Origin of the sequence: Pseudomonas sp. Leaf58 (genome assembly GCF_003627215.1) — a bacterium.
Lineage (GTDB): Bacteria > Pseudomonadota > Gammaproteobacteria > Pseudomonadales > Pseudomonadaceae > Aquipseudomonas.
On sequence record NZ_CP032677.1, the window covers coordinates 2,113,502 to 2,132,554 of the forward strand.

A 19,053-nucleotide genomic window follows, 5' to 3' on the forward strand; every position below is an offset into this window, starting at 1 on the left:
GCCAGGGCGCTTCAATACACCCACACTTCCACCCGCCGGTTACGCAGCCGCCCCTGCTGCAATTCGTTTCCCGCCACCGGCAGGTCATCACCCATTCCCGTCACCTCCAGTACCTCCACGCCACCGCGTGCCAGTTCGCGGCGTACCGCTTGTGCCCGTAGGCGGGAGAGCAGGGCGGCGCGCCCGGGCGTCTCCTTGGGGTCGCCAAAGCCCACCAGCACTGCCTTGCTGTGCAGCTTACCGGCCAGGCGCAGGTACTCGGCCACCCGCTGTACATCGCGCAGGGCCTTGTTGTCGAGGCTGGCGCTGCCCGCCTGGAAACGGAAGTTGACGCTCAGCCGCTGCGCCTGCTGGGCCAGGGTGCGATAGCGCGGCGGCAGGTCTGCCTGGGGCACTACAGCCTGCGCCGTGATTTGCTGCGAAACGAAGCCCTGCTGGGCGACGATTGCCTGGCCAGCCGGGCTCTGGGCGAAGTCAGCCAGAGCCTTGGCCTGGGGTTTTGGGTTGGCCGGCAGGTAAAAGTACAGGCGCCGCGACAGTGGGTAGTCTTCGCTGGCTACCAGCGTGCGTTCCGGCAGCATGGCCGGTGCGTCACCCTCGGCCACGGCCAGCACCTTGGCCCCGTGTACTGCGGCCAGGCTGCTGAAGCCGATGGCCTGGCGGTCGGCACCCACCCGTGCGGCCAGCTGGTCGCTGGACTCGAAGCGCCAGGCCGTGGACGAAAGCTCACCGTGCTGGGGCTCCAGCACCAGCGCCTTGAACGTTTCGTAAGTGCCCGAGCGGTCGTCACGGGCGTACAGATGGATGGCACCGCCAGAAACGCCCAGTTGCTCCCAGCGCTGGATTTGCCCGGAAAAGATCTGCGCCAGTTGCCGGGTGGTGAGCTGTGGCAATGGGTTGTCGGGGTGGACGATGACCGCGACGCCATCCAGGCCGATGACCTGTTCGGCCGCGGCCGCGCGCAGGTCGCCCAAGGCCCGCAATTGGCCTACTTCACTGTCGTTGATCGGTCGCGAGGCGGCGGCCAGGTCGGCCTCGCCCCGGCCCAGGGCGACGAAGCCGGTGCTGGAGCCGTGGGCAGCAATATCAACCTGCACCGGTTGCCCTTGCGCGTCGTGCGCGGTGATCACAGTTTCGTTAGCACGCTTACCGGGTTGTTGCTCGATGGCGCTGGCTTGTTGCGCGCGCAATTGCCCCTGCACCAGCGCCGGTAGCAGGGCCGCGCCGATGGTGTTGGAGCCTTGCACACGCAGGTTCGCCGGCTCGGCCAAAGCCGCCAGCGGGAGCAGGGAGAGCAGCAAGACAAGTAGGCGGGGCATGCCGGGGCGCCTATGGCGTAGAATTGGCCGGCAGATTACGACAGTGGCGTGATGATAATGTGACAGTGATGCTTACGTCTTCAGAAGTACAGCGCCTGTGATATCGAGCGCCGCCCGCGCGGCGCTTCGCGGGACAAGCCCGCTCCCACATTTGTTGCAACGTGGCCATGCCTGTGGGAGAGGCGTTGTCAGCCTTGGTGCATGTCTGAAAACAGGTGAGGCGGCGGATACGTCAGTCGAGAAATCCGGTTGAGGCAACAAGGTTGGCAACCATGGCCTGACAGGTTCGGCACGTTGCAACAAATGTGGGAGCGGGCTTGTCCCGCGAAGCGCCGCGCGGGCGGCGCTCGATATCACAGGCGCTGCAGTTCTCAAAATGCTAATGCGCCCCAGCCGACTTGCTCAAATCACTCTCGGCCCATTCGGTGTAGATGCACGCATCGGCCACCGCCCAGCGCACCTTCACGCTATCGCCCGGCTGCATCGGCATCCCCGCAGCCGACAGCGCCTTCACTGTCAGCTCGGTACCCCCCGCAGTCACTACATGGCAGGTCTGGCTCTCACCCAGGAACAGCACCTCGCCGACCTTGGCGCTGACTTCGTTCCAGCCCGCCGGCAGCGGCTCGCGCGCGGCCTGCTCGGCGGTCAGGGCCAGGGCCTTCTCTGGGCGTACCATGATCAGCGCCTCCTGCGAGGCGGCCAGGCCAGGGGTAAGGCGAATGGCCACCGGTTGGCCCTCGAAGCTGCCCGCGCCATTGCTGTTGGCCTTGATACGCAAGAAGTTGGAGTTGCCCAGGAACGAGGCGACGAAGGCATTCGGCGGGTTCTGGTACAGGTCGTAGCCGGTACCCAGGCCGACGATCTTGCCATGGCTGAAGATGGCGATGCGCTGTGACAGGCGCATGGCTTCTTCCTGGTCGTGGGTCACGTAGACGATAGTGATGCCCAGGCGACGGTGCAGCTGGCGCAGCTCGTCCTGCAGGTCTTCACGCAGCTTCTTGTCCAGCGCGCCGAGTGGTTCGTCCATCAGCAGGATGCGTGGCTCGTACACCAGCGCCCGGGCAATGGCTACGCGCTGCTGCTGGCCGCCAGACATCTGCGACGGTTTGCGGTGGGCGAACTTGTCCAGTTGCACCAGTTTGAGCATGGCATCGACGCGCTTGTTGGTGTCGGCGGCGCTCATTTTACGGATGGCCAGTGGGAAGCCGATGTTGTCGCGCACGTTCAAGTGCGGGAACAGCGAGTAACGCTGGAACACCATGCCGATGTCCCGCTTGTGCGGTGGCACGTTGACCAGCGACTGGCCCTCGACCAGGATTTCGCCGCTGCTCGGCGTCTCGAAACCGGCCAGCATCGACAAGGTGGTGGATTTGCCTGAGCCGCTGGAGCCGAGGAAGGTCAGGAACTCGCCGTCCTGGATCTCCAGGTCGAGGTTGTCCACGGCGGTGAAGTCGCCGTAGTGCTTGTTCAGGCCGCGCAGGCTAACCAGGGTCTTGCCTGGCGCGTTGTCTTTGATCACTGCACTCATGGTTGTTTTCTCCGCGCGCTCAGGCGTTGTCTTCGGTGCGCCGGCGCAAGGCGGCGGCAATGAACATGACCAGCAGTGACAGGCCGATCAGCAGGGTCGAGGCTACCGCGATGACCGGGCTGAGGTCCTGGCGCAGGGTGGTCCACATCTTCACTGGCAAGGTTTGCAGGTCAGGGCTGGCCATCATCACGCTCAGCACCACTTCATCCCACGACACCAGGAAGGCGAACAGGCCGCCGGCGATCATCCCCGGGCGAATGGCCGGGAAGGTCACCTTAAAGATCGCCTGCAGGCGCGAGGCACCGCAGATCACCGCGGCATCCTCGATCGACTGGTCGAACAGCTTCAGCGAGTTGATGATCGAGATGATGGTGAAGGGCAGGGCGACGATCACATGGCTGACCACAAAGGCGAACAGCGTGCCGGTGTAGCCCAGCTTGAGGAACAGTGCGTACACCGCCACAGCAATAATCACCAGCGGCACGATCATCGGCATGGTGAACAGGCCATAGAGCATTTCACGGCCGGGGAAGCGGCCACGTACCAGGGCGAACGCGGTGGGCAGGCCCAGCAACACGGCAGCGATGGTGGTCAGCACGGCCACCTTCAGGCTGGCCAGCGCGGCGTCCATCCACTCCGGGTTGGAGAAGAACTGGCCGTACCACTTGAAGGTCCAGCCCGGCGGCGGGAACACCAGCCACTGGGACGAGCCGAACGACAGCAGCACGATGAACACGACCGGCAGCAGCAGGAAGGCCGCGATGACCCCGGTGGTCAGGTACAGGCCCGTACGCAGCGGGCGGCCCATGGCATTGGGAGACAGGAGCATGGCGGTTTACCTCGCGTTGCCAACCGGGGATTCCGGCTGCAGCTTCAGGTACAAATAGAAGAGCACCAGGGTGATCACCACCAGCAGTGCGGCGGCGGCGCTGGCCAGGCCCCAGTTAAGGAACGACTGCACCTGCTGGATGATGAATTCGGGCAGCATCATGTTCTGCGCACCGCCCAGCAGGGCTGGGGTGACGTAGTAACCGAGCGACATCACGAACACCATCAATGCCCCGGAGAACAACCCCGAACGGCACAGCGGCAAGAACACCTTCCAGAAATTGGTCCAGGGGCTAGCGCCGCAGATCGAGCCGGCCTGCAGCACCATCGGGTCGATAGCGTGCATGGTTGCCTGCAGCGGCAGCACGATGAACGGGATCATGATGTAGCTCATGCCGATCACCACGCCGGTCAGGTTATGCACCATTTCCAGCGGGGCATCGATGATACCCATGGCCATCAACGCCTTGTTGATCACCCCCGAGCTCTGCAGCAGCACCAGCCACGAGTAGGTGCGCGCCAGCAGGCTGGTCCACATCGACAGCAGCACGATGTTCAGTAGCCAGCGGCCCCAGCCCTTGGGCACCAGGGTGATCGCCCAGGCCAGTGGGAAGCCCAGCAGCACGCTGATCAAGGTGACCACACCGGCCACCGAGAAGGTGTTGAACAGCACCCGTGCATAGGCCGAGTTGGCGAACAGCTGCTCGTAGTTGCCCAGCCCCGGTGTTGGCTCCAGCACCCCGCGCAGCAAGAGGCCGACCAGCGGGGCGAAGAAGAACAGGCCAAGGAACAGCAGGGCCGGCAGCAAGTTGCGGCTGCCTTGCCAGCGTTGGCCCAAGCTGACGCGGCGCGGTGCCGTGCCGGGGGCGCCGGTGCCGGTGGGGGCACCCTGTGCGTTATGCAAGGCGTTGATGGCGACTTTCATTTGACCAACCACTCATTCCAGCGGGCTGCGATGGCCTGGCCGTTTTTCGCCCAGTAGGCGAAGTCGAGCGTGACTTGGTCTTGGGCGTAGGCGGTTGGCAGGTTCGGTGCGAGGTCTTTATCCAGCTTGGCGACGCTGTCGACGTTCACCGGCGCGTAGGCGGTCTTGTTGGCGAACTCGGCCTGGCCTTCGGCGCTGCTGGCATTGGCCAGGAACTTCATGGCCGCGTCCTTGTTCTTGGCGCCCTTGGGGATGACCAGGAAGTCGGCCATTACCAAGTTCTGCTTCCAACTTACCCCCACCGGTGCACCGTCTTGCTGCAGGGCATAGACGCGGCCGTTCCAGAACTGGCCGAGCGAGGCTTCACCGGAGGCCAGCAGCTGCTGCGACTGGGCGCCGCCGCCCCACCACACGATGTCTTTCTTGATGGTGTCGAGTTTCTTGAAGGCGCGGTCCAGGTCGAGCGGGTACAGCTTGTCGGGGGCTACACCGTCGGCCAGCAGGGCCAGCTCCAGCACGCCGGGGCTGGGCCACTTGTACAGGGCACGTTTGCCGGGGTAGGTCTTGGTGTCGAACAGCGCGGTCCAGTCCACCGGTTTGTTGGCCCCGAGCTTGCCTTCGTTGTAGCCCAGCACGAAGGAGAAGAAGAACGAACCGACGCCGTGGTCGGAGACGAAGCGCGGGTCGATCTTGTCGCGCTTGATCTGATTGAAATCGAGGGGTTCGAGCAGGCCTTCGCTGGCGGCACGCAGGGCAAAGTCAGCTTCGACGTCGACCACGTCCCACTGCACATTGCCACTCTCGACCATGGCCTTGAGCTTGCCATAATCGGTGGGGCCGTCCTGGACGACTTTGATGTCGGTGGCTTTGGTGAAGGGGACGGCCCACGCTTCTTTCTGGGCGTCCTGGGTGGTACCGCCCCAGCTGACGAAGTTCAGGCTGTCGGCGGCCTGGGCGGCCTGACATGCCAGGGTCAGCAGGCTGGCGGACAGCACTGCGGTTACACGTTTGCTCAACAGCATGGTTACGCCCTCGTTGCTTTTGTTATTCGAGGCGGGGCTTTGGGTGCGCCCGCCAACAGTATTCGGGGAGCAGCTAAAACAAAGTGTCTTGCGGCCGTTTGTAGTTGTTGGGAGCGGCCTGCAGATTCAAGGTCTACGGGATATCATATTATGGTATTCCAAACTTTTGGCAAGAGGTATGAGGCGACCGGCCATCACCCCGTCCTGAGCGGCAAGCTTCAAGCCGCAAGTGGCAAGCAAAAAAAAGCGGATCGCGTGTTTACGCAGATCCGCTTTTCACTTGAAGCTTTCAGCTTGAAGCTTGTGGCTCAAAGGGAATGCTCTGCACCACCTCCAGCTCATACCCGGCCAGCCCCGCATATTTCAGCGGCGGGCCCAAATGACGCAGTTTGCCCACGCCCAGGTCCTGCAGAATCTGCGCCCCGGTGCCCACCTCGGAGTACACCTTCGACTGCCCGCGTTGATAGGGGCGAACTGGCTGGGTCAGCTGCGGCACACGTTCGAGCAAGGCCTGGGAGGATTCATGGTTGGCCAGGATCACCACCACACCGGTACCTTCCTCGGCCACCTTCTGCAGCGCCGCCCACAGCGTCCAGTTGGCCGGGCCGGCGTACTCGGCACCCACCAGGTCGCGCAGCGGGTCGATCACATGCACCCGCACCAGCGTCGGTTGCTCGCGGCGGATGTCGCCCATGACCATGGCCATGTGCACGCCACCCTCGATGCGGTCTTCATAGGTCACCAGGCGGAAGGTGCCATGCACGGTCGGCAGTTCGCGTTCGCCGATGCGCTTGATGGTTTGCTCGGTGCTCAGGCGATAGTGGATCAGGTCGGCGATGGTGCCGATCTTGATGCCGTGCTGGGCAGCGAATATTTCCAGGTCCGGGCGGCGGGCCATGGTGCCGTCGTCATTGAGCACTTCGACGATCACCGAGGCCGGGCTGAAGCCAGCCAGGCGCGCCAGGTCGCAACCTGCTTCGGTATGGCCGGCGCGGGTCAGCACGCCGCCTTCGCGGGCGCGCAGGGGGAAGATGTGCCCAGGTTGCACCAGGTCTTCGGGGCGGGCGTTGGCGGCCATGGCGGCGGCCACGGTGCGCGCGCGGTCGGCGGCGGAAATGCCGGTGGTGACACCGCTGGCCGCTTCGATCGACACGGTGAAGGCGGTACTGAACACGCTGCCGTTGGCCGGTACCATCTGCTCCAAGCCCAGGCGTTGGCAGTGTTCGTCGGTCAGGGTCAGGCAGATCAGGCCGCGCGCTTCGCGGGCCATGAAGTTGATGGCCTGGGCGTCGCAACGCTCGGCGGCAATCAGCAGGTCGCCTTCGTTTTCGCGGTCCTCGTCATCCACCAGCAGGACCATCTTGCCTTGCCGGTAGTCCTCGAGAAGTTCTTCGATGGTGTTGAAAGCCATGTTGCACGCTCACTGTGGTGGGATGATTATTATGGTATACCATCATACACAAATATCGCCGTAGCAGGAGAGCAGCGCATGAAGGCCTATTGGATCGCCCATGTGGACGTGACCGACCCCGAGCAATACCAGCAATACACCCAGCGCGCCCCGGCTGCGTTCAAGGCGTTTGGCGGCCGCTTCTTGGCCCGTGGCGGGCGCAGCGAGGCCATGGAAGGGCGGCCTACCCCTCAGCGTAGCGTGGTGATCGAGTTCGATTCGTACGAGCAGGCGCTGGCGTGTTACCGGTCCGCGCTGTACCAGGAGGCGTGCAGCCATCGCCAGGGCGCGGCGAAGGCTGAGGTGATCATTGTCGAAGGGTTCGAGGCTTGAGTGGGATTTGCCGGCCTCTTCGCGGGTAAACCCGCTCCTACACAGGTCAGCACAGGTTTCGAAATCTGTGCTGACCTGTGTAGGAGCGGGTTTACCCGCGAAAGGGCCGAACCTGCCTTACGGCATACCAGGCAATTCATGCGGCCGCAGGTTAAACACCAGCACCTCGGCATCCACGCCATGGGCCAATTCCAGTACCTGCTCTTGCCTAACCCGCACCCCATCCCCTTCATTCAGCACCTGCCCATTGAGCTCGACACTGCCCTGGGCCACATGCACATAGGCGTGGCGGTTCTCCGGCAAGGTCAGGCTGGCACGCTCGTCACCGTCGAACAAACCGGCATACACCCACGCATTCTGCCGCACCTGCAACGATCCCTCGGCGCCATCCGGCGAGATGATCAAGCGCAACTTGCCGCGCTTTTCTTCGACACTGAAATGCTGTTGCTGGTAACGCGGTGTTGCCCCTTGCACGTTTGGCACGATCCAAATCTGCAAAAAGTGCACTGGCTGCGCCTGGCTGTGGTTGAACTCGCTGTGGGCCACGCCATGGCCCGCGCTCATCAGTTGCACATCGCCTGGGCGGATCACCGAGCCGGTGCCCAGCGTGTCCTTGTGCTCCAGCGCGCCTTCCAGCACGTAGGAGAAAATCTCCATGTCGCGGTGCGGGTGTTCACCAAAGCCCTTGCCGGGGATGACGCGGTCGTCGTTGATCACCAGCAGGTCGGAGAAACCTTGCTCGTCCGGGTTGCGGTAATGGCCGAAGGAGAAGGTGTGGAACGATTTCAGCCAGCCATGGAAGGCCAGGCCGCGGTCTTTGGCGTTACGGACGGTAAGCATGGTGATTCTCCTTGAATGCCGGGGCCGGGAGGGCTGCCGTGCGGTCGATGGAGATAACTTTACTGTCACTTAATGCTTTAACAAATAGGTTATAGAGGGAATGACTGTCTTGTTTTAAGTGACAGTTGATCCAGGTTTTTGTAGGGCAATTCTGAATTCTCCGCCGCTCGGTCTCTGTTCGTTTTGCCGGTGATAGCGTCGGGATTTCCATACAGGGAGTTGCTCATGACACGCATATTGATACATGGCAAAGGACAGGCACTCGATGGCGACCTCACCACCACCGGTGCGGTGTGCATTGCCAGCAGTACCCAGTACCGGGCGAACAACCAGCGGGCGCTGAGGCTGGGAGATATCACGACTGAGTGCCCGAACTGCAAGAAGCCCGGTGTCATTGTTGAGGGAGTCCCGTTCTTCAACATCGAAGGAAAACCAGCTGTGGTAGATGGGGCGCTGGTCAAGTGTGGCTGTCCAGAGGGTCATAACCGTGTCATGGCCATGGGAGTATCTGGCTTGGCGGCAAGCCCCTCGGCGGCACAGCAGGCAAGCCAGGCGGTAACATCAGGTCAAGGCGACTCCACTGCCTCCATCAAAACTTCGCTAGCAGAAGCAAAATCGCAGCCTGTGATCTGCAAAGATCCTGACATGATGGAGCAGGTTGCCAGCTATATCGCCGGAGAAATGAATCGCAACATCACACACCCATCCGTGCTGAAAATGCGGAAGCTAACCCGCTTTGACGCGACAGAGGAACATGCAAAATTTCAAAAGCTGCCTTGGTATGCACGTCTTTTACCGCCTGACTTTCAAGCAATGATGGTTGGCAACACTGCTGCCGCGATGGCGCTGTGGACAGAGCGGGTGGGTCAGAACAGGCCATGGGATCACAAGGTGGCGATTGCGCAACAGTTCGGCGGGGCTTGGCAGAAACAAGGTGAAGTCGACTACTTCTACGACATCTGGTCGAACATCCACTACGGCTATGTAGGAAGGGCGGGAGGCCTGTCAGAAAGTGTTCTTCTGGATGGTGCTGGGCTTGAGCAGATTGCATCAGACTCTATTCGGAAAGTTCAAAAGTGGGCTGAACGCAAAGGCCCCCATCGCTCCGCTGATATAGAAGGGCTGCGGGCCTGGGATGATATAGGTGATCGTGTCGCTATCAGCATTGGCGTCAAACTGCACAAGCTGCACCCAAATGGTGGGATTACGGCAAAAATACTCATGGCCGAAGTGTTAGCATTGCCACGCTCAAGCTGGGGAGGTGCCATAGTTGATCACGCCTGCAAATAAACCGAAACGGTATATCTGGCGCTGGGTAGTAGTGATAATGCTTACGCCTATCATCTTTTGGTATGTCGCCACACCTCAGGTGAGTTTTCATTTTTCTGACAAAGGCCAGGGGCGTCTCGGCTACATCTTGAATGTCCAGCACGATATATCAAAAGGTGAGCTCTACCCGGGTGAAGCCACAGGAGGCGCAGGGCATATCTTCCCGAACGACCAGTTTTTCATGGAGTTGTATTGGAACAACCGTGGGAAATCGCATTGCATCCGGGCCAAACCCAGATGGCCAAGTATTGATATCTACATCGGGGCGGACGGTGCCATAGATGGCCGCACCGATGGCAGATTCATTGAAGCCTGCGGGCCATTTCCGCAATAGAAGCAAAAGACCCGCCTGGGCGGGTCTTTTGCTCATCGACTCACTGCAGATGCACTTTAAGTTCGGTGCCCGCCTGACGCATTGCCGCCTTCACAGCCGGCACCTGGCTCAGCGGGTTGAGCAGTCCAAAGTCATGAATCATCCCGTTGTAGCGCACCGATGTTACCGTCACACCCGCCGCATTCAACTTGCGGGCATAAGCCTCACCTTCATCCCGTAGCACATCGAACTCAGCTGTTTGCACCAGCGCCGGCGGCAAGCCTTTCAATTGCTCACTGCTGGCCCGCAGCGGCGAGGCGTAGATCTGCGCACGGGCATTGCCGTCGGTGGTGTAGTTATCCCAGAACCACTTCATCATCCCGGTGGTCAGGAAGTGCCCCTCGGCAAACTGCTTGTACGACGCAGTCTCGAAGCTGGCATCGGTCACCGGCCACAGCAGCAACTGGAAGCGCAGGGCCGGGGTACCGGCCTCTTTGGCCTTCAGCGCCACCACCGCCGCCATGTTGCCGCCGACGCTGTTGCCGGCCACGGCCAGGCGTTTGCCGTCCACGCCAATTTCCTGGCCATGCTCTGCCACCCAGCGGGTCGCGGCGTAGGCCTGGTTGATCGCCGTCGGGTAGTGCGACTCAGGCGACGGGGTGTAGTCGACATAAACAGCCACTGCTCCGGAGCCGACCACCAGGTCGCGGATCAGCCGCTGGTGGGTCGGGAAGTCGCCGAGCACCCAGCCGCCGCCGTGGAAGAACATGAACACTGGCAATTCACCCTTCACATTGGCCGGGCGCACCACTTGCAGCTTGATCGCCTGGCCGTTGGCCTGGATGGTGCGTGCCTTCACCTCGATGCCGGAGAGGTCGACCTTGACCGATGCCTGGGCGCCGGTCAGTACGGCGCGGGCGTCTTTCGGGCTGAGCTGCTCCAGTGGCTTGCCGCCGCCTTGTTCCAGCGCTTCGAGGAAGGCCTGGGTATGCTGCTCGACGCCTGGGCTGCCAGCGGCGAAGGCGCTGGATACGGACAGGGCCAGCAGGGAAGCGGTAAGGGTTTTGTGGACAATGTTCATAAGCGAATCCTTTTCTGTGCAAGTGTCGGGAGTGGGCGTCTTGCCTGGCCTGCTGGGCCATCGCTGCGACTGGTGTGTAGATTAAGGAGATGCAGTGATGGGAAAAAGCCGCTATAAAGCGTTTAACTGTCAACATGAGCGAGACAATGAACCCGTACGAAGACATGCGCATTTTTGCCCAGGTGATGGAGGCCGGCAGTTTCACCGCCGCTGCCGACCGCCTGGGCATGTCCAAGCAATCGGTCAGCCGGCGCCTGATGCAGCTTGAAGAGCGTCTGGGCGTGCGCCTGCTCAACCGCTCCACCCGGCGCCTGGATGCCACACCGCTGGGCCAGCATTACTACCAGTCGGCGCTGCGCCTGCTGGGCGAAGTGCAGCAGGTGGAGCACGACATCAGCGGCCAGGCTCAGGCCTTGCGCGGGACCTTGCGCCTGAGTGCGCCGCTGTCGTTCGCCATGGCGCACCTGGGCTGCCTGCTGACCGAGTTTTTGCAATTGCACCCGCAGGTGGATGTGGAGGTAGACCTGAGTGACCGCGCCGTCGACCTGATTGGGGAAGGCTACGACGTGGCGCTGCGCATCGGTGCGTTGGAAGACTCCAGCCTGATTGCCCGGCGCATTGCCGATGTCGAGCGGGTGTACTGCGCGAGTCCGGCATACCTGGACGCGCGGGGAGTGCCGGCCAAACCTGATGAGCTGGCTGGGCATGATTGCCTGCCTTATGGGCATTCGCGGCAGGTACAGTGGCAGTTCCGCCAAGGTGGCAAAGCGCAGGCGATCCAGGTGGCCGGGCGCATGCGCGCGAACAATGGCGAGATGCTGAGGGATGCGGCGATTGCCGGGATGGGAATAACGTACTTGCCGACTTTCATCGTTGGGCAGGCGTTGGCGGATGGGCGTTTGGTGACAGTGCTGGATGAGTGGCGGCCGCCGGCGTTGCAGTTGTCGGCAGTGTACCCGCAGCACCGGCAGGTGGCGCGGCCGGTGCAAGGGTTTGTCAGCTTCCTGCGCGAGCGCTTGGTGCAGCTGTAATGCCGGGGCTGCTTTGCAGCCCTTTCGCGACATAAGGCCGCTGCTACCGGACGGCGATAGGGCCGCTACAGGCTGTACAAAAAACTGGCTATGCTTGCCCCATGACCAGCTCTCCACCTTTGCGCCAACCCTGCCCCCCTGGCGCCTGCGACTGCGGCCGCGAACACCTGGGCGATCAGCCGCAGGCCGCCCAGCGCATCCTCCTGCTAACCCGTCAGGAAGAAAAACGCCTGCTCGAACGCCTGGAAAACCTCAACGACCTGGAGGACCTGCAACGCCTGCAGCAACGGATGTACGAAAACCTCGGCATCCGCGTGCATATCACTCCAGGCTTCAACGAAGTGCGGACCATGCGCGGCATCGTCATTGAACTGGACGACCAGCTTGGGCTGTGTCGCAAGACCCGGCAGTCGATCCCGGCGGCAATCCGACGGGGGCTGGAGCGGAATCCACAGGTGGCCTTCCGCCTGCTCGATACCCATGACTTGCTACGTGATACCTGAAGGATGAGTGAGGCCATCGGAGGCCATGGCTTGGGTTTTGTGGTGTCTGTGAGATCGAGCGCCGCCCGCGCGGCGCTTCGCGGGACAAGCCCGCTCCCACATTTGTTTCGGGCCAGTGACTCCTGTGCCTGAGGCGCGCGCGCCCTGGCGCAAACCTCAATATCGAGTCGGACAGACAAGTCATACACAGGTGAGCTTATAGGAGTAATTGGCCCGAAACAAATGTGGGAGCGGGCTTGTCCCGCGAAGCGCCGCGCGGGCGGCGCTCGATCTCACAGACACCACACAGCCCAAGCCATGCCCATGGCGGCCCAAACGCATCAACCCGCCTTAATTTTCCAGCAGCCTCCCACGTCTACTTGAAAGCCCCCTGCAGCAAGCGCGCAGCGGCATCCATCACTCAAGGAGACAGGCAATGACTTCCGTTTTCGACCGCGACGATATCCAGTTCCAAGTAGTGGTCAACCACGAAGAGCAATATTCGATCTGGCCTGACTACAAAGCCATCCCCACCGGCTGGCGTGCCGTAGGCAAGAGCGGCCTGAAGAAGGACTGCCTGGCCTACATCGATGAGGTTTGGACCGATATGCGCCCGCTGAGCCTGCGCCAGAAAATGGCCGAAGCCGCCCCTCAGTGAGCGCATTGAACCTGCTGTGCCTGCCCTATTCCGGGGCCAGCGCGATGGTCTACAGCCGCTGGCGGCGCAAGCTACCAGCCTGGCTACAGGTGCGCCCGGTGGAACTGCCGGGGCGTGGCGCGCGCATGGCCGAGCCACTGCACACTGACATGCAGGTGCTGGCCCAGCAACTGGCTGCTGAGCAACGTCTGGCGGCCAATGCCCCCTACGCGCTGCTCGGTCACAGTCTGGGTGCGCTGCTGGCCTTCGAACTGGCGCATGAGCTGCAAGCGCTGGGCTGCCCGTCACCCCTGGCGCTGTTTGCCTGCGGCACTGCAGCACCGACGCGCCGTGAGGACTACGACGGCAAGCACTGGCGTGAGCCCAAGGCTGACCATGAGCTGATCAGCGAGTTGCGTGCGCTTGAGGGTACACCCGAGGAAGTACTGGCCAACGCCGAGTTGATGAGCCTGACTTTGCCGACCTTGCGCGCGGACTTCTTGCTGTGCGGCACCTACGCCTACCGTCAGCGACCGCCCCTGCAGTGCCCGTTATATGTGCTGGGCGGCATGGGCGACCGCGCCAGCGAAGAACAACTGCAGGCCTGGCGTAAGGAAAGCCACGGCGCGTTCGCGCAACAGATGTTTCCCGGCGGCCACTTTTTTATCCATGAGCATGAGGACCAGGTGCTCGCTGCATTGACCGCGGCGTTGGCGCCGCTTCGGCTTTGCGCCTGATTGACGTCACCGCTTGCCTGAGGGAGGCTAGGCCTTTTCCCAGGCAAGAGGCCGACAATGCTGATCGATCCACACAAGGCCACGCTGCTGGTCGTCGACATCCAGGAAAAACTCATCGGCGCCATGAGTGACCCCGAAGGCACCCGCGCGCGCGCCCGCTGGTTGCTCGCGGCAACGGCCGAGTTGGAATTGCCTACCGTGATTTCCGAGCAGTACCCCAAGGGCCTGGGCCATACCTTGGCGCCGCTGCTCGCCGCGGCACCGGCAGCTGAGGTGGTGGAGAAAAACCACTTTTCCTGTGTGGCAGCCGAATGCCTGCCGGCCAGCCTGATGGCGCGTGAGCAAGTGATTGTCTGCGGCATGGAAACCCACGTGTGTGTGCTGCAGACGGTGCTCGGCCTGCTGGCGCTGGGCAAGCAGGTGTTCGTGGTCGAGGATGCCTGCGACAGCCGCACCGCGGCGAGCAAAGCCGCCGGCCTTGCGCGCATGCGTGCGGCGGGTGCGCAGCTGGTGACCCGCGAAATGGTGGTGTTCGAGCTGATGGGCAGTGCCGGCCACCCGCTGTTCCGTCACATCAGCAAGACCTACCTGGTCGGTGAACAGCCCTGAACGGCCGGTTACTGGCTGCCGGGCTGGTGGCCCTGGCGCTGTTACAAGGTTGCGCCGGGCGGCGTGAGGAAGTACCCGAAGCCGACCCTGCCAAGGTCCGCGCGCAATTGCTGCGGTTGTTGCCCGCCCAGGTCAAGGACCGCGAGGGCTGGGCCCAGGACATTCAGGTGGCATTCGAAGCCCAGCGTATTGCCCCCAGCAAAAGCAACCTGTGCGCGGTGCTGGCGGTGACCGAGCAGGAGTCGACGTTCAATGCCGACCCGCAGGTGCCCAACCTGGGGCGGATCGCCCGTGAGGAAATCGACCGTCGTGCCGCACGCCTGCATATCCCCAAGCTGCTGGTCGATGCTGCGCTGAAGACGCCTTCGGTCAACGGCAAGAGCTACCAGCAGCGCTTGCAGGCGGTGCGTAGCGAGAAGCAGCTGAGCGAACTGTACGACGAGGTCATCGCGCGCGTGCCGCTGGGCAAGACCTTGCTGGGCGGGCTCAACCCGGTGCATACCGGCGGGCCGATGCAGGTCAGTATCGACTTTGCCGAGCAGCACGCGCGGGATTACCCCTACAGCCACGCGGGCATTCGCCAGGAGGTGTTCACCCGCCGCGGTGGGCTTTATTTCGGTATCGCCCACCTGCTGGGGTACCCGGTCAGCTACGACCGCAAGTTGTACCGCTTCGCCGATTTCAACGCGGGCTGGTACGCCAGCCGCAACGCGGCATTCCAGGCGGCACTGAGCAAGGCAACGGGGGTAACGTTGGCCCTGGACGGCGACTTGGTGGCACCGGGGGCGATCATGCCGGGCACTACCGAACTGGCGGCGCGCAAGCTTGGGGCGAAACTGGGGCTGCGCAACCCGCAGATTCGCAGCCAGCTGGAGGAGGGCGATAGGTTGGCCTTCGAGGACAGCAAGCTGTACAGCGGGGTGTTTGCCCTGGCAGATACTGCGGCAGGTAAAGCAGTGCCACGGGCGGTGCTGCCGGGGATCGAGCTGAAAAGCCCTAAGATCACCCGCAAGCTGACCACGGCGTGGTTTGCCGGGCGGGTGGATGAGCGGTATCAGCGGTGCCTGAAGCGCTAGCAGTGTGTTGCTTGAACCGGCCTCTTCACGGGTAAACAGTGAGCCCCCTGTAGGAGCGGGTTTACCCGCGAAGAGGCCGGCACAGGCAGCATCAGCCCTCGCTCAATGCACCCACCACCTGATCGACACTGGCCTTGAGCCCCGCAATCGCATCCTCGGGGTCACTCTCCACCACCACCAGTTTCGCCCCGGCGGCCTTGATTACCTCGGCCACCGCCGCCTCTGGCTGGCGATGGTCCAGCACCAGCGCTACATCGTGCGCCGTCAGGTTGTCCGTCAGCGCCTGGAGTGCGGCGGCATCCCATGCGGCTGGCAGCGGCTGCTGCACTACATCCAGGTTCAGCCCGCTGGCCAAATAACCCAGGCGCTCCGACAAGGTAATCACCGTCAGGTTGTCGAGCTCGGCTAGGCGTGTCTGGCTGCTGGCAGCCAGCGCCAGCAGCTGGCGCTTGATCGCGGCCAGGTTGCCCTGGATTTTCGCCTTGTCGTCCGGCGATAGCCGCTCCAGATCATTGGCCACCACATCGGCCATGCGCCCGAGGTTGGTTGGGTTTAGCCAGGGGTAGCCGCCGTAGGCGTCGTCGCCGCTGACGGCAATACCGGGCAGCGCGCCGTCCACCGGCCGTGCGGCATCGATCTCGACGATACGGATATTGCTGCGCCGAGCCATCGGGTACAGCGGGTCGTCACGCCAGATCGAGCGCACGCCGATCACCGCGTCAGCGTGCTGCGCGGCCTTCTGCAGGCTGGCCCCACCCCGCCCGCTGAAGTACGAAGGTTGGCGGCTGGCCGGCAGGTTGGCCGGCGCCGCGTGCTTGAGTTGCACGCTGGTCCCGTCGAGCAGGGCTGCGGCCAGGCTGTGGGTGACGGGCAGGGTGGTCAGCACCTGCGTGGCGAACGACAGCGACGGTAGGCCAGCCAAGGCCAGCGCCAGGGTCAGGCGTTTCAGGTTCATGCCGGGTTTCCTTGCAGGCGAGGGACGAGGGCGCGGGCCAGCGCGGCCAGGGCGAAGCAGATGCCGGCGACCAGGATGATCGCAGCGCCCGAGGGCACCGGCAGGTCGAAAACAATCGGTAGCAGAATGCCAAGCACGGTGCTCAAGGAGGCGATCAGCACCGACAGAAAGAAAAAGCCCTTGAGCGACTGGCTGACCAGGCGTGCAGCGGCCGCGGGGATCACCAGCAGCGCCCCGACCAGGATGGCCCCGATCACTTTTACCGAGGCCACGGTAACCAGCGTCACCAGCACCACGAACAGGTAGTCCAGGGTTTTCACTGCCACCCCGCGCACGGCCGCTAGCTGAGGGTTGAAACTGGCCAGCATGATACGGTTGTACAGCGGCAAGGCCAGGGCCAGTACCAGCACCGCGACGATGCCCAGCACCAACAAGTCCTGGCCGCTGACGGTCAGCACCGAACCGAACAGCACGTTCTCGAGGATGTGCACGTTGATCTTGCCCGCCAGCATCAGCAGCAGGCTGGCACCCAGCGCCAGCGACACTGAGAGGAACACGCCGATCAGCGTGTCCGGCGACAGCCCGGTGCGGTTGCGCAGAAAGTTGAGCAAAATGCCGAACAGCAGGCAGTAACCGAACAGGCTGCCGTAGGGCCCGGTATAGGGCTCGCCCAGCAAGATGCCGATGGCCACGCCGGTCAGCGCGGCATGGCCGACTGCCTCGGAGAAGAAGGCAAAGCGCTTGACCACTACCAGGGTGCCCAGGCCGCCCAGCACCGGGCCGATCATCAAGCCGGCCAGCAAAGCGTTGACCACGAAACCATAGGCCAGCGCCTCGGGCAGGTAGCCGGCGGTGGCCCAATCCTCGATCAGTTGACGAAAAGCTTCATAGCTCATGAGGCAAGGCTCTCGCTGCGCGGGTGAACGGAGAACAGGCCGAGCAGGCGCTCCGGGGTCAGGGCCTGCGCGGGTGGGGCATCGAACAGCACCCGGCGGCTCAGGCCTGTTGCGCGGTCGGCCAGGCGCAGCACGGCTTCCAGGTCGTGCTCGATCCACAGTACGGTGGTGCCGGCCTGGCGCCAGCCCTGCAACAGCTGCTCGAACACCTGGATGCCAGCTTCATCGAGGGCCGACATTGGCTCGTCCAGTACCAGCAACTGCGGCTCGGGGATCAGGCCCTGGGCCAGCAACACGCGCTGGCGCTCGCCACCCGACAATGCACCCATGCGCCGCTTGCGTTTATCCAGCATGCCCACCCGCGCCAGGGCTGCGTCGATGGCCGGCTGCACACGGCGCGACAGGCCCAGAAAAGCAGGGCGGCGCTGGCACATTGCAGCCATGAAGTCGTCCACGGTCATGGGCAGGCCACGGTCGAACTCCAGCGCCTGCGGCACGTAGCCGATCACCTCGCGTTCACCGGGCCAGTGCAGGGTCAGCTGGCCCTGGTGCGGCATCTGCCCGAGCAGGGCCTTGACCAACGAGCTCTTGCCGCCGCCGTTGGGGCCGACAATGGCATGTACGCTGCCGGCGGCGACGCTGAAACTGACCTGTTCGAGGATGCGTGTACGGCCCAGGGTCAGGTCGATGCCGGCGAACTCGATGCGCGGCCCACAGGCGGCCAGCAGGTTGGCGGCGGCGGTCATGCGCGGTTCTCCTGGATGGCGCGGACCACGGTGTCGAGGTTGCGCTTCATCTCCACTTCGTACTTGTCTTTGGTGTATTCGCCGTAGGAAATGTGCGTGAGCGGGTACAGGCGCACACCGGATTCACGCTGGATGGTTTCGACATAGGCCGACGGAAAGTCCATTTCCGAGAAGATCACCCGCACGTCCAAAGCCTTGAGCTGCTCGATGGTTTTTTTCAACTGGGCCGGGCTGGGCTCTATGCCATGGGCCGGCTCGACCACTGCGGTCACCTCCAGGCCGAAGTCGCGCACCAGGTAGTCGTAGGCGGCATGGATGGTAGCCACCCGGAAGGTGCTGCTAGGGGCTTCGCTGACCTTGGCCAGCGCCTCGGCACGCAGGGCACGCAGGCGCTTGGCGTAGGCGCGGGCATTTTGCGTGTACAGCTTGGCGTTGTCCGGGTCGAGTTTGCCCAGTTCGCGGGCGATGTTGTTGACCTGGGCGATGGTGGTGCTGATCGACAGGAAGGTGTGCGGGTTGACCACCTTGCCGGCGCCGCGGGCGGCAATGCCGGTGGCCGCCAGCAGCGGCACATTCTGGTTGGCCTCGATGGTGTGGATAGCCGGCTTGGCGCTGGCGGCGATCATGCGGTCGGCGAAGTCGTCATGGCCTACGCCGTTGAGCACCACCACGTCCAGCGTGCCGATACGCTTGATGTCCTCGGCCCGTGGCTCGTAGGCGTGGGGGTTGAAGCCTGCCGGAATCAGTGGCACCACTTCGGCCTTGTCGCCGACGATGTTGCTTACATAGCTGTAGTAGGGGTGCAGGGTGATGCCGATGCGCAGCGGCTTGCCGTTATCGGCCAGGGCCAGTGCCGGCAGGGCAAGGGCCAGAAGCAGGGCGAGGGCGGAGCGGAACATGGCGGAGTCCTTAGGGT

Annotated in this window: 21 protein-coding genes; 9 read left to right on the forward strand and 12 right to left on the reverse strand. The window is 63.1% G+C overall.

Features of this window, described 5'->3' with window-relative positions:
• Window positions 1-11: 11 nt before the first annotated feature.
• The 6 genes from DV532_RS09925 to ribBA form a co-directional block, all read right to left on the reverse strand.
• Window positions 12-1,319: a substrate-binding domain-containing protein gene (locus DV532_RS09925; protein ID WP_056800614.1), complete on the reverse strand. Its 1,308-nt coding sequence runs from the start codon at window positions 1,317-1,319 to the stop codon at window positions 12-14.
• 379 nt (window positions 1,320-1,698) lie between these two features.
• Window positions 1,699-2,847 carry an ABC transporter ATP-binding protein gene (locus tag DV532_RS09930; RefSeq protein ID WP_056800616.1) on the reverse strand — a complete coding sequence of 383 codons (1,149 nt, stop codon included), beginning with the start codon at window positions 2,845-2,847 and terminating at the stop codon, window positions 1,699-1,701.
• A gap of 19 nt (window positions 2,848-2,866) precedes the next feature.
• Window positions 2,867-3,676 (reverse strand): ABC transporter permease, encoded by an 810-nt coding sequence (locus DV532_RS09935; RefSeq protein ID WP_056800618.1) that lies wholly within the window; start codon window positions 3,674-3,676, stop codon window positions 2,867-2,869.
• Window positions 3,677-3,682: 6 nt separating this feature from the next.
• On the reverse strand, window positions 3,683-4,600 hold the full coding sequence (locus DV532_RS09940; protein ID WP_056800621.1) for an ABC transporter permease: 918 nt from the start codon (window positions 4,598-4,600) through the stop codon (window positions 3,683-3,685).
• Complete coding sequence (locus DV532_RS09945) at window positions 4,597-5,622, reverse strand: ABC transporter substrate-binding protein (protein ID WP_043199056.1); 1,026 nt, start codon at window positions 5,620-5,622, stop codon at window positions 4,597-4,599. The genes DV532_RS09940 and DV532_RS09945 overlap by 4 nt, the downstream gene beginning before the upstream one ends.
• A gap of 289 nt (window positions 5,623-5,911) precedes the next feature.
• Window positions 5,912-7,033 (reverse strand): bifunctional 3,4-dihydroxy-2-butanone-4-phosphate synthase/GTP cyclohydrolase II, encoded by a 1,122-nt coding sequence (ribBA, locus tag DV532_RS09950; protein WP_056800623.1) that lies wholly within the window; start codon window positions 7,031-7,033, stop codon window positions 5,912-5,914.
• A 78-nt stretch (window positions 7,034-7,111) separates the two neighbouring features.
• Between ribBA and DV532_RS09955 the strand changes: the two genes are divergently transcribed.
• Window positions 7,112-7,405, forward strand: a complete 294-nt coding sequence (locus DV532_RS09955; RefSeq protein WP_056800625.1) for a DUF1330 domain-containing protein — start codon at window positions 7,112-7,114, stop codon at window positions 7,403-7,405.
• Between the two features lie 117 nt (window positions 7,406-7,522).
• Here the strand turns inward: DV532_RS09955 and DV532_RS09960 are convergent, their stop codons facing one another.
• On the reverse strand, window positions 7,523-8,245 hold the full coding sequence (locus tag DV532_RS09960) for a pirin family protein (protein ID WP_056800628.1): 723 nt from the start codon (window positions 8,243-8,245) through the stop codon (window positions 7,523-7,525).
• A gap of 225 nt (window positions 8,246-8,470) precedes the next feature.
• Here DV532_RS09960 and DV532_RS09965 point away from each other — a divergent pair, with 225 nt between their 5' ends.
• Both DV532_RS09965 and DV532_RS09970 read left to right on the forward strand, forming a co-directional pair.
• Complete coding sequence (locus tag DV532_RS09965) at window positions 8,471-9,535, forward strand: polymorphic toxin type 44 domain-containing protein (protein ID WP_056800630.1); 1,065 nt, start codon at window positions 8,471-8,473, stop codon at window positions 9,533-9,535.
• Window positions 9,516-9,908 carry a hypothetical protein gene (locus DV532_RS09970; RefSeq protein WP_236707517.1) on the forward strand — a complete coding sequence of 131 codons (393 nt, stop codon included), beginning with the start codon at window positions 9,516-9,518 and terminating at the stop codon, window positions 9,906-9,908. Before DV532_RS09965 ends, DV532_RS09970 begins: the two co-directional genes overlap by 20 nt.
• Window positions 9,909-9,948: 40 nt before the next feature.
• Here DV532_RS09970 and DV532_RS09975 read toward each other — a convergent pair whose 3' ends face one another.
• Window positions 9,949-10,968 (reverse strand): alpha/beta hydrolase, encoded by a 1,020-nt coding sequence (locus DV532_RS09975; protein WP_056800632.1) that lies wholly within the window; start codon window positions 10,966-10,968, stop codon window positions 9,949-9,951.
• 146 nt (window positions 10,969-11,114) lie between these two features.
• Between DV532_RS09975 and DV532_RS09980 the strand changes: the two genes are divergently transcribed.
• The 6 genes from DV532_RS09980 to DV532_RS10005 all read left to right on the forward strand — a co-directional run bounded on the left by DV532_RS09980 (window position 11,115) and on the right by DV532_RS10005 (window position 15,540).
• Entirely contained in the window at window positions 11,115-11,999 is an 885-nt protein-coding gene (locus DV532_RS09980; RefSeq protein WP_056800634.1) for a LysR family transcriptional regulator, read from the forward strand.
• A gap of 101 nt (window positions 12,000-12,100) precedes the next feature.
• Window positions 12,101-12,502: a hypothetical protein gene (locus DV532_RS09985; RefSeq protein WP_056800635.1), complete on the forward strand. Its 402-nt coding sequence runs from the start codon at window positions 12,101-12,103 to the stop codon at window positions 12,500-12,502.
• A 415-nt stretch (window positions 12,503-12,917) separates the two neighbouring features.
• Window positions 12,918-13,139: an MbtH family protein gene (locus DV532_RS09990; protein WP_056800637.1), complete on the forward strand. Its 222-nt coding sequence runs from the start codon at window positions 12,918-12,920 to the stop codon at window positions 13,137-13,139.
• Window positions 13,136-13,855 (forward strand): thioesterase II family protein, encoded by a 720-nt coding sequence (locus tag DV532_RS09995; protein WP_056800639.1) that lies wholly within the window; start codon window positions 13,136-13,138, stop codon window positions 13,853-13,855. The genes DV532_RS09990 and DV532_RS09995 overlap by 4 nt, the downstream gene beginning before the upstream one ends.
• A gap of 57 nt (window positions 13,856-13,912) precedes the next feature.
• On the forward strand, window positions 13,913-14,464 hold the full coding sequence (locus DV532_RS10000) for a hydrolase (protein WP_056800641.1): 552 nt from the start codon (window positions 13,913-13,915) through the stop codon (window positions 14,462-14,464).
• Window positions 14,461-15,540: a DUF1615 domain-containing protein gene (locus tag DV532_RS10005; protein ID WP_372339997.1), complete on the forward strand. Its 1,080-nt coding sequence runs from the start codon at window positions 14,461-14,463 to the stop codon at window positions 15,538-15,540. Before DV532_RS10000 ends, DV532_RS10005 begins: the two co-directional genes overlap by 4 nt.
• Window positions 15,541-15,631: 91 nt before the next feature.
• Here the strand turns inward: DV532_RS10005 and DV532_RS10010 are convergent, their stop codons facing one another.
• From DV532_RS10010 to DV532_RS10025, 4 genes are read right to left on the reverse strand one after another with little or no spacing between them, the layout of a single operon-like run.
• Window positions 15,632-16,495, reverse strand: coding sequence for a metal ABC transporter solute-binding protein, Zn/Mn family (locus DV532_RS10010; protein ID WP_056800646.1), 864 nt, complete (start codon window positions 16,493-16,495; stop codon window positions 15,632-15,634).
• Window positions 16,492-17,391, reverse strand: coding sequence for a metal ABC transporter permease (locus DV532_RS10015; protein WP_056800648.1), 900 nt, complete (start codon window positions 17,389-17,391; stop codon window positions 16,492-16,494). The genes DV532_RS10010 and DV532_RS10015 overlap by 4 nt, the downstream gene beginning before the upstream one ends.
• Window positions 17,388-18,137: a metal ABC transporter ATP-binding protein gene (locus tag DV532_RS10020; RefSeq protein WP_056800649.1), complete on the reverse strand. Its 750-nt coding sequence runs from the start codon at window positions 18,135-18,137 to the stop codon at window positions 17,388-17,390. Before DV532_RS10020 ends, DV532_RS10015 begins: the two co-directional genes overlap by 4 nt.
• Window positions 18,134-19,036 (reverse strand): metal ABC transporter substrate-binding protein, encoded by a 903-nt coding sequence (locus tag DV532_RS10025; RefSeq protein WP_056800652.1) that lies wholly within the window; start codon window positions 19,034-19,036, stop codon window positions 18,134-18,136. The genes DV532_RS10020 and DV532_RS10025 overlap by 4 nt, the downstream gene beginning before the upstream one ends.
• Between the last annotated feature and the right edge of the window lie 17 nt (window positions 19,037-19,053).

Coding starts and splice junctions, on each gene's coding strand:
- DV532_RS09955 (WP_056800625.1), top strand. CDS start 7,112: ATGAAGGCCTATTGGATCGCCCATGTGGACGTGACCGACCCCGAGCAA.
- DV532_RS09960 (WP_056800628.1), bottom strand. CDS start 8,245: ATGCTTACCGTCCGTAACGCCAAAGACCGCGGCCTGGCCTTCCATGGC.
- DV532_RS09965 (WP_056800630.1), top strand. CDS start 8,471: ATGACACGCATATTGATACATGGCAAAGGACAGGCACTCGATGGCGAC.
- DV532_RS09935 (WP_056800618.1), bottom strand. CDS start 3,676: ATGCTCCTGTCTCCCAATGCCATGGGCCGCCCGCTGCGTACGGGCCTG.
- DV532_RS09945 (WP_043199056.1), bottom strand. CDS start 5,622: ATGCTGTTGAGCAAACGTGTAACCGCAGTGCTGTCCGCCAGCCTGCTG.
- DV532_RS10015 (WP_056800648.1), bottom strand. CDS start 17,391: ATGAGCTATGAAGCTTTTCGTCAACTGATCGAGGATTGGGCCACCGCC.
- DV532_RS10010 (WP_056800646.1), bottom strand. CDS start 16,495: ATGAACCTGAAACGCCTGACCCTGGCGCTGGCCTTGGCTGGCCTACCG.
- ribBA (WP_056800623.1), bottom strand. CDS start 7,033: ATGGCTTTCAACACCATCGAAGAACTTCTCGAGGACTACCGGCAAGGC.
- DV532_RS09980 (WP_056800634.1), top strand. CDS start 11,115: ATGAACCCGTACGAAGACATGCGCATTTTTGCCCAGGTGATGGAGGCC.
- DV532_RS09925 (WP_056800614.1), bottom strand. CDS start 1,319: ATGCCCCGCCTACTTGTCTTGCTGCTCTCCCTGCTCCCGCTGGCGGCT.
- DV532_RS10020 (WP_056800649.1), bottom strand. CDS start 18,137: ATGACCGCCGCCGCCAACCTGCTGGCCGCCTGTGGGCCGCGCATCGAG.
- DV532_RS10000 (WP_056800641.1), top strand. CDS start 13,913: ATGCTGATCGATCCACACAAGGCCACGCTGCTGGTCGTCGACATCCAG.
- DV532_RS09990 (WP_056800637.1), top strand. CDS start 12,918: ATGACTTCCGTTTTCGACCGCGACGATATCCAGTTCCAAGTAGTGGTC.
- DV532_RS09940 (WP_056800621.1), bottom strand. CDS start 4,600: ATGAAAGTCGCCATCAACGCCTTGCATAACGCACAGGGTGCCCCCACC.
- DV532_RS10025 (WP_056800652.1), bottom strand. CDS start 19,036: ATGTTCCGCTCCGCCCTCGCCCTGCTTCTGGCCCTTGCCCTGCCGGCA.
- DV532_RS09975 (WP_056800632.1), bottom strand. CDS start 10,968: ATGAACATTGTCCACAAAACCCTTACCGCTTCCCTGCTGGCCCTGTCC.
- DV532_RS09930 (WP_056800616.1), bottom strand. CDS start 2,847: ATGAGTGCAGTGATCAAAGACAACGCGCCAGGCAAGACCCTGGTTAGC.
- DV532_RS09985 (WP_056800635.1), top strand. CDS start 12,101: ATGACCAGCTCTCCACCTTTGCGCCAACCCTGCCCCCCTGGCGCCTGC.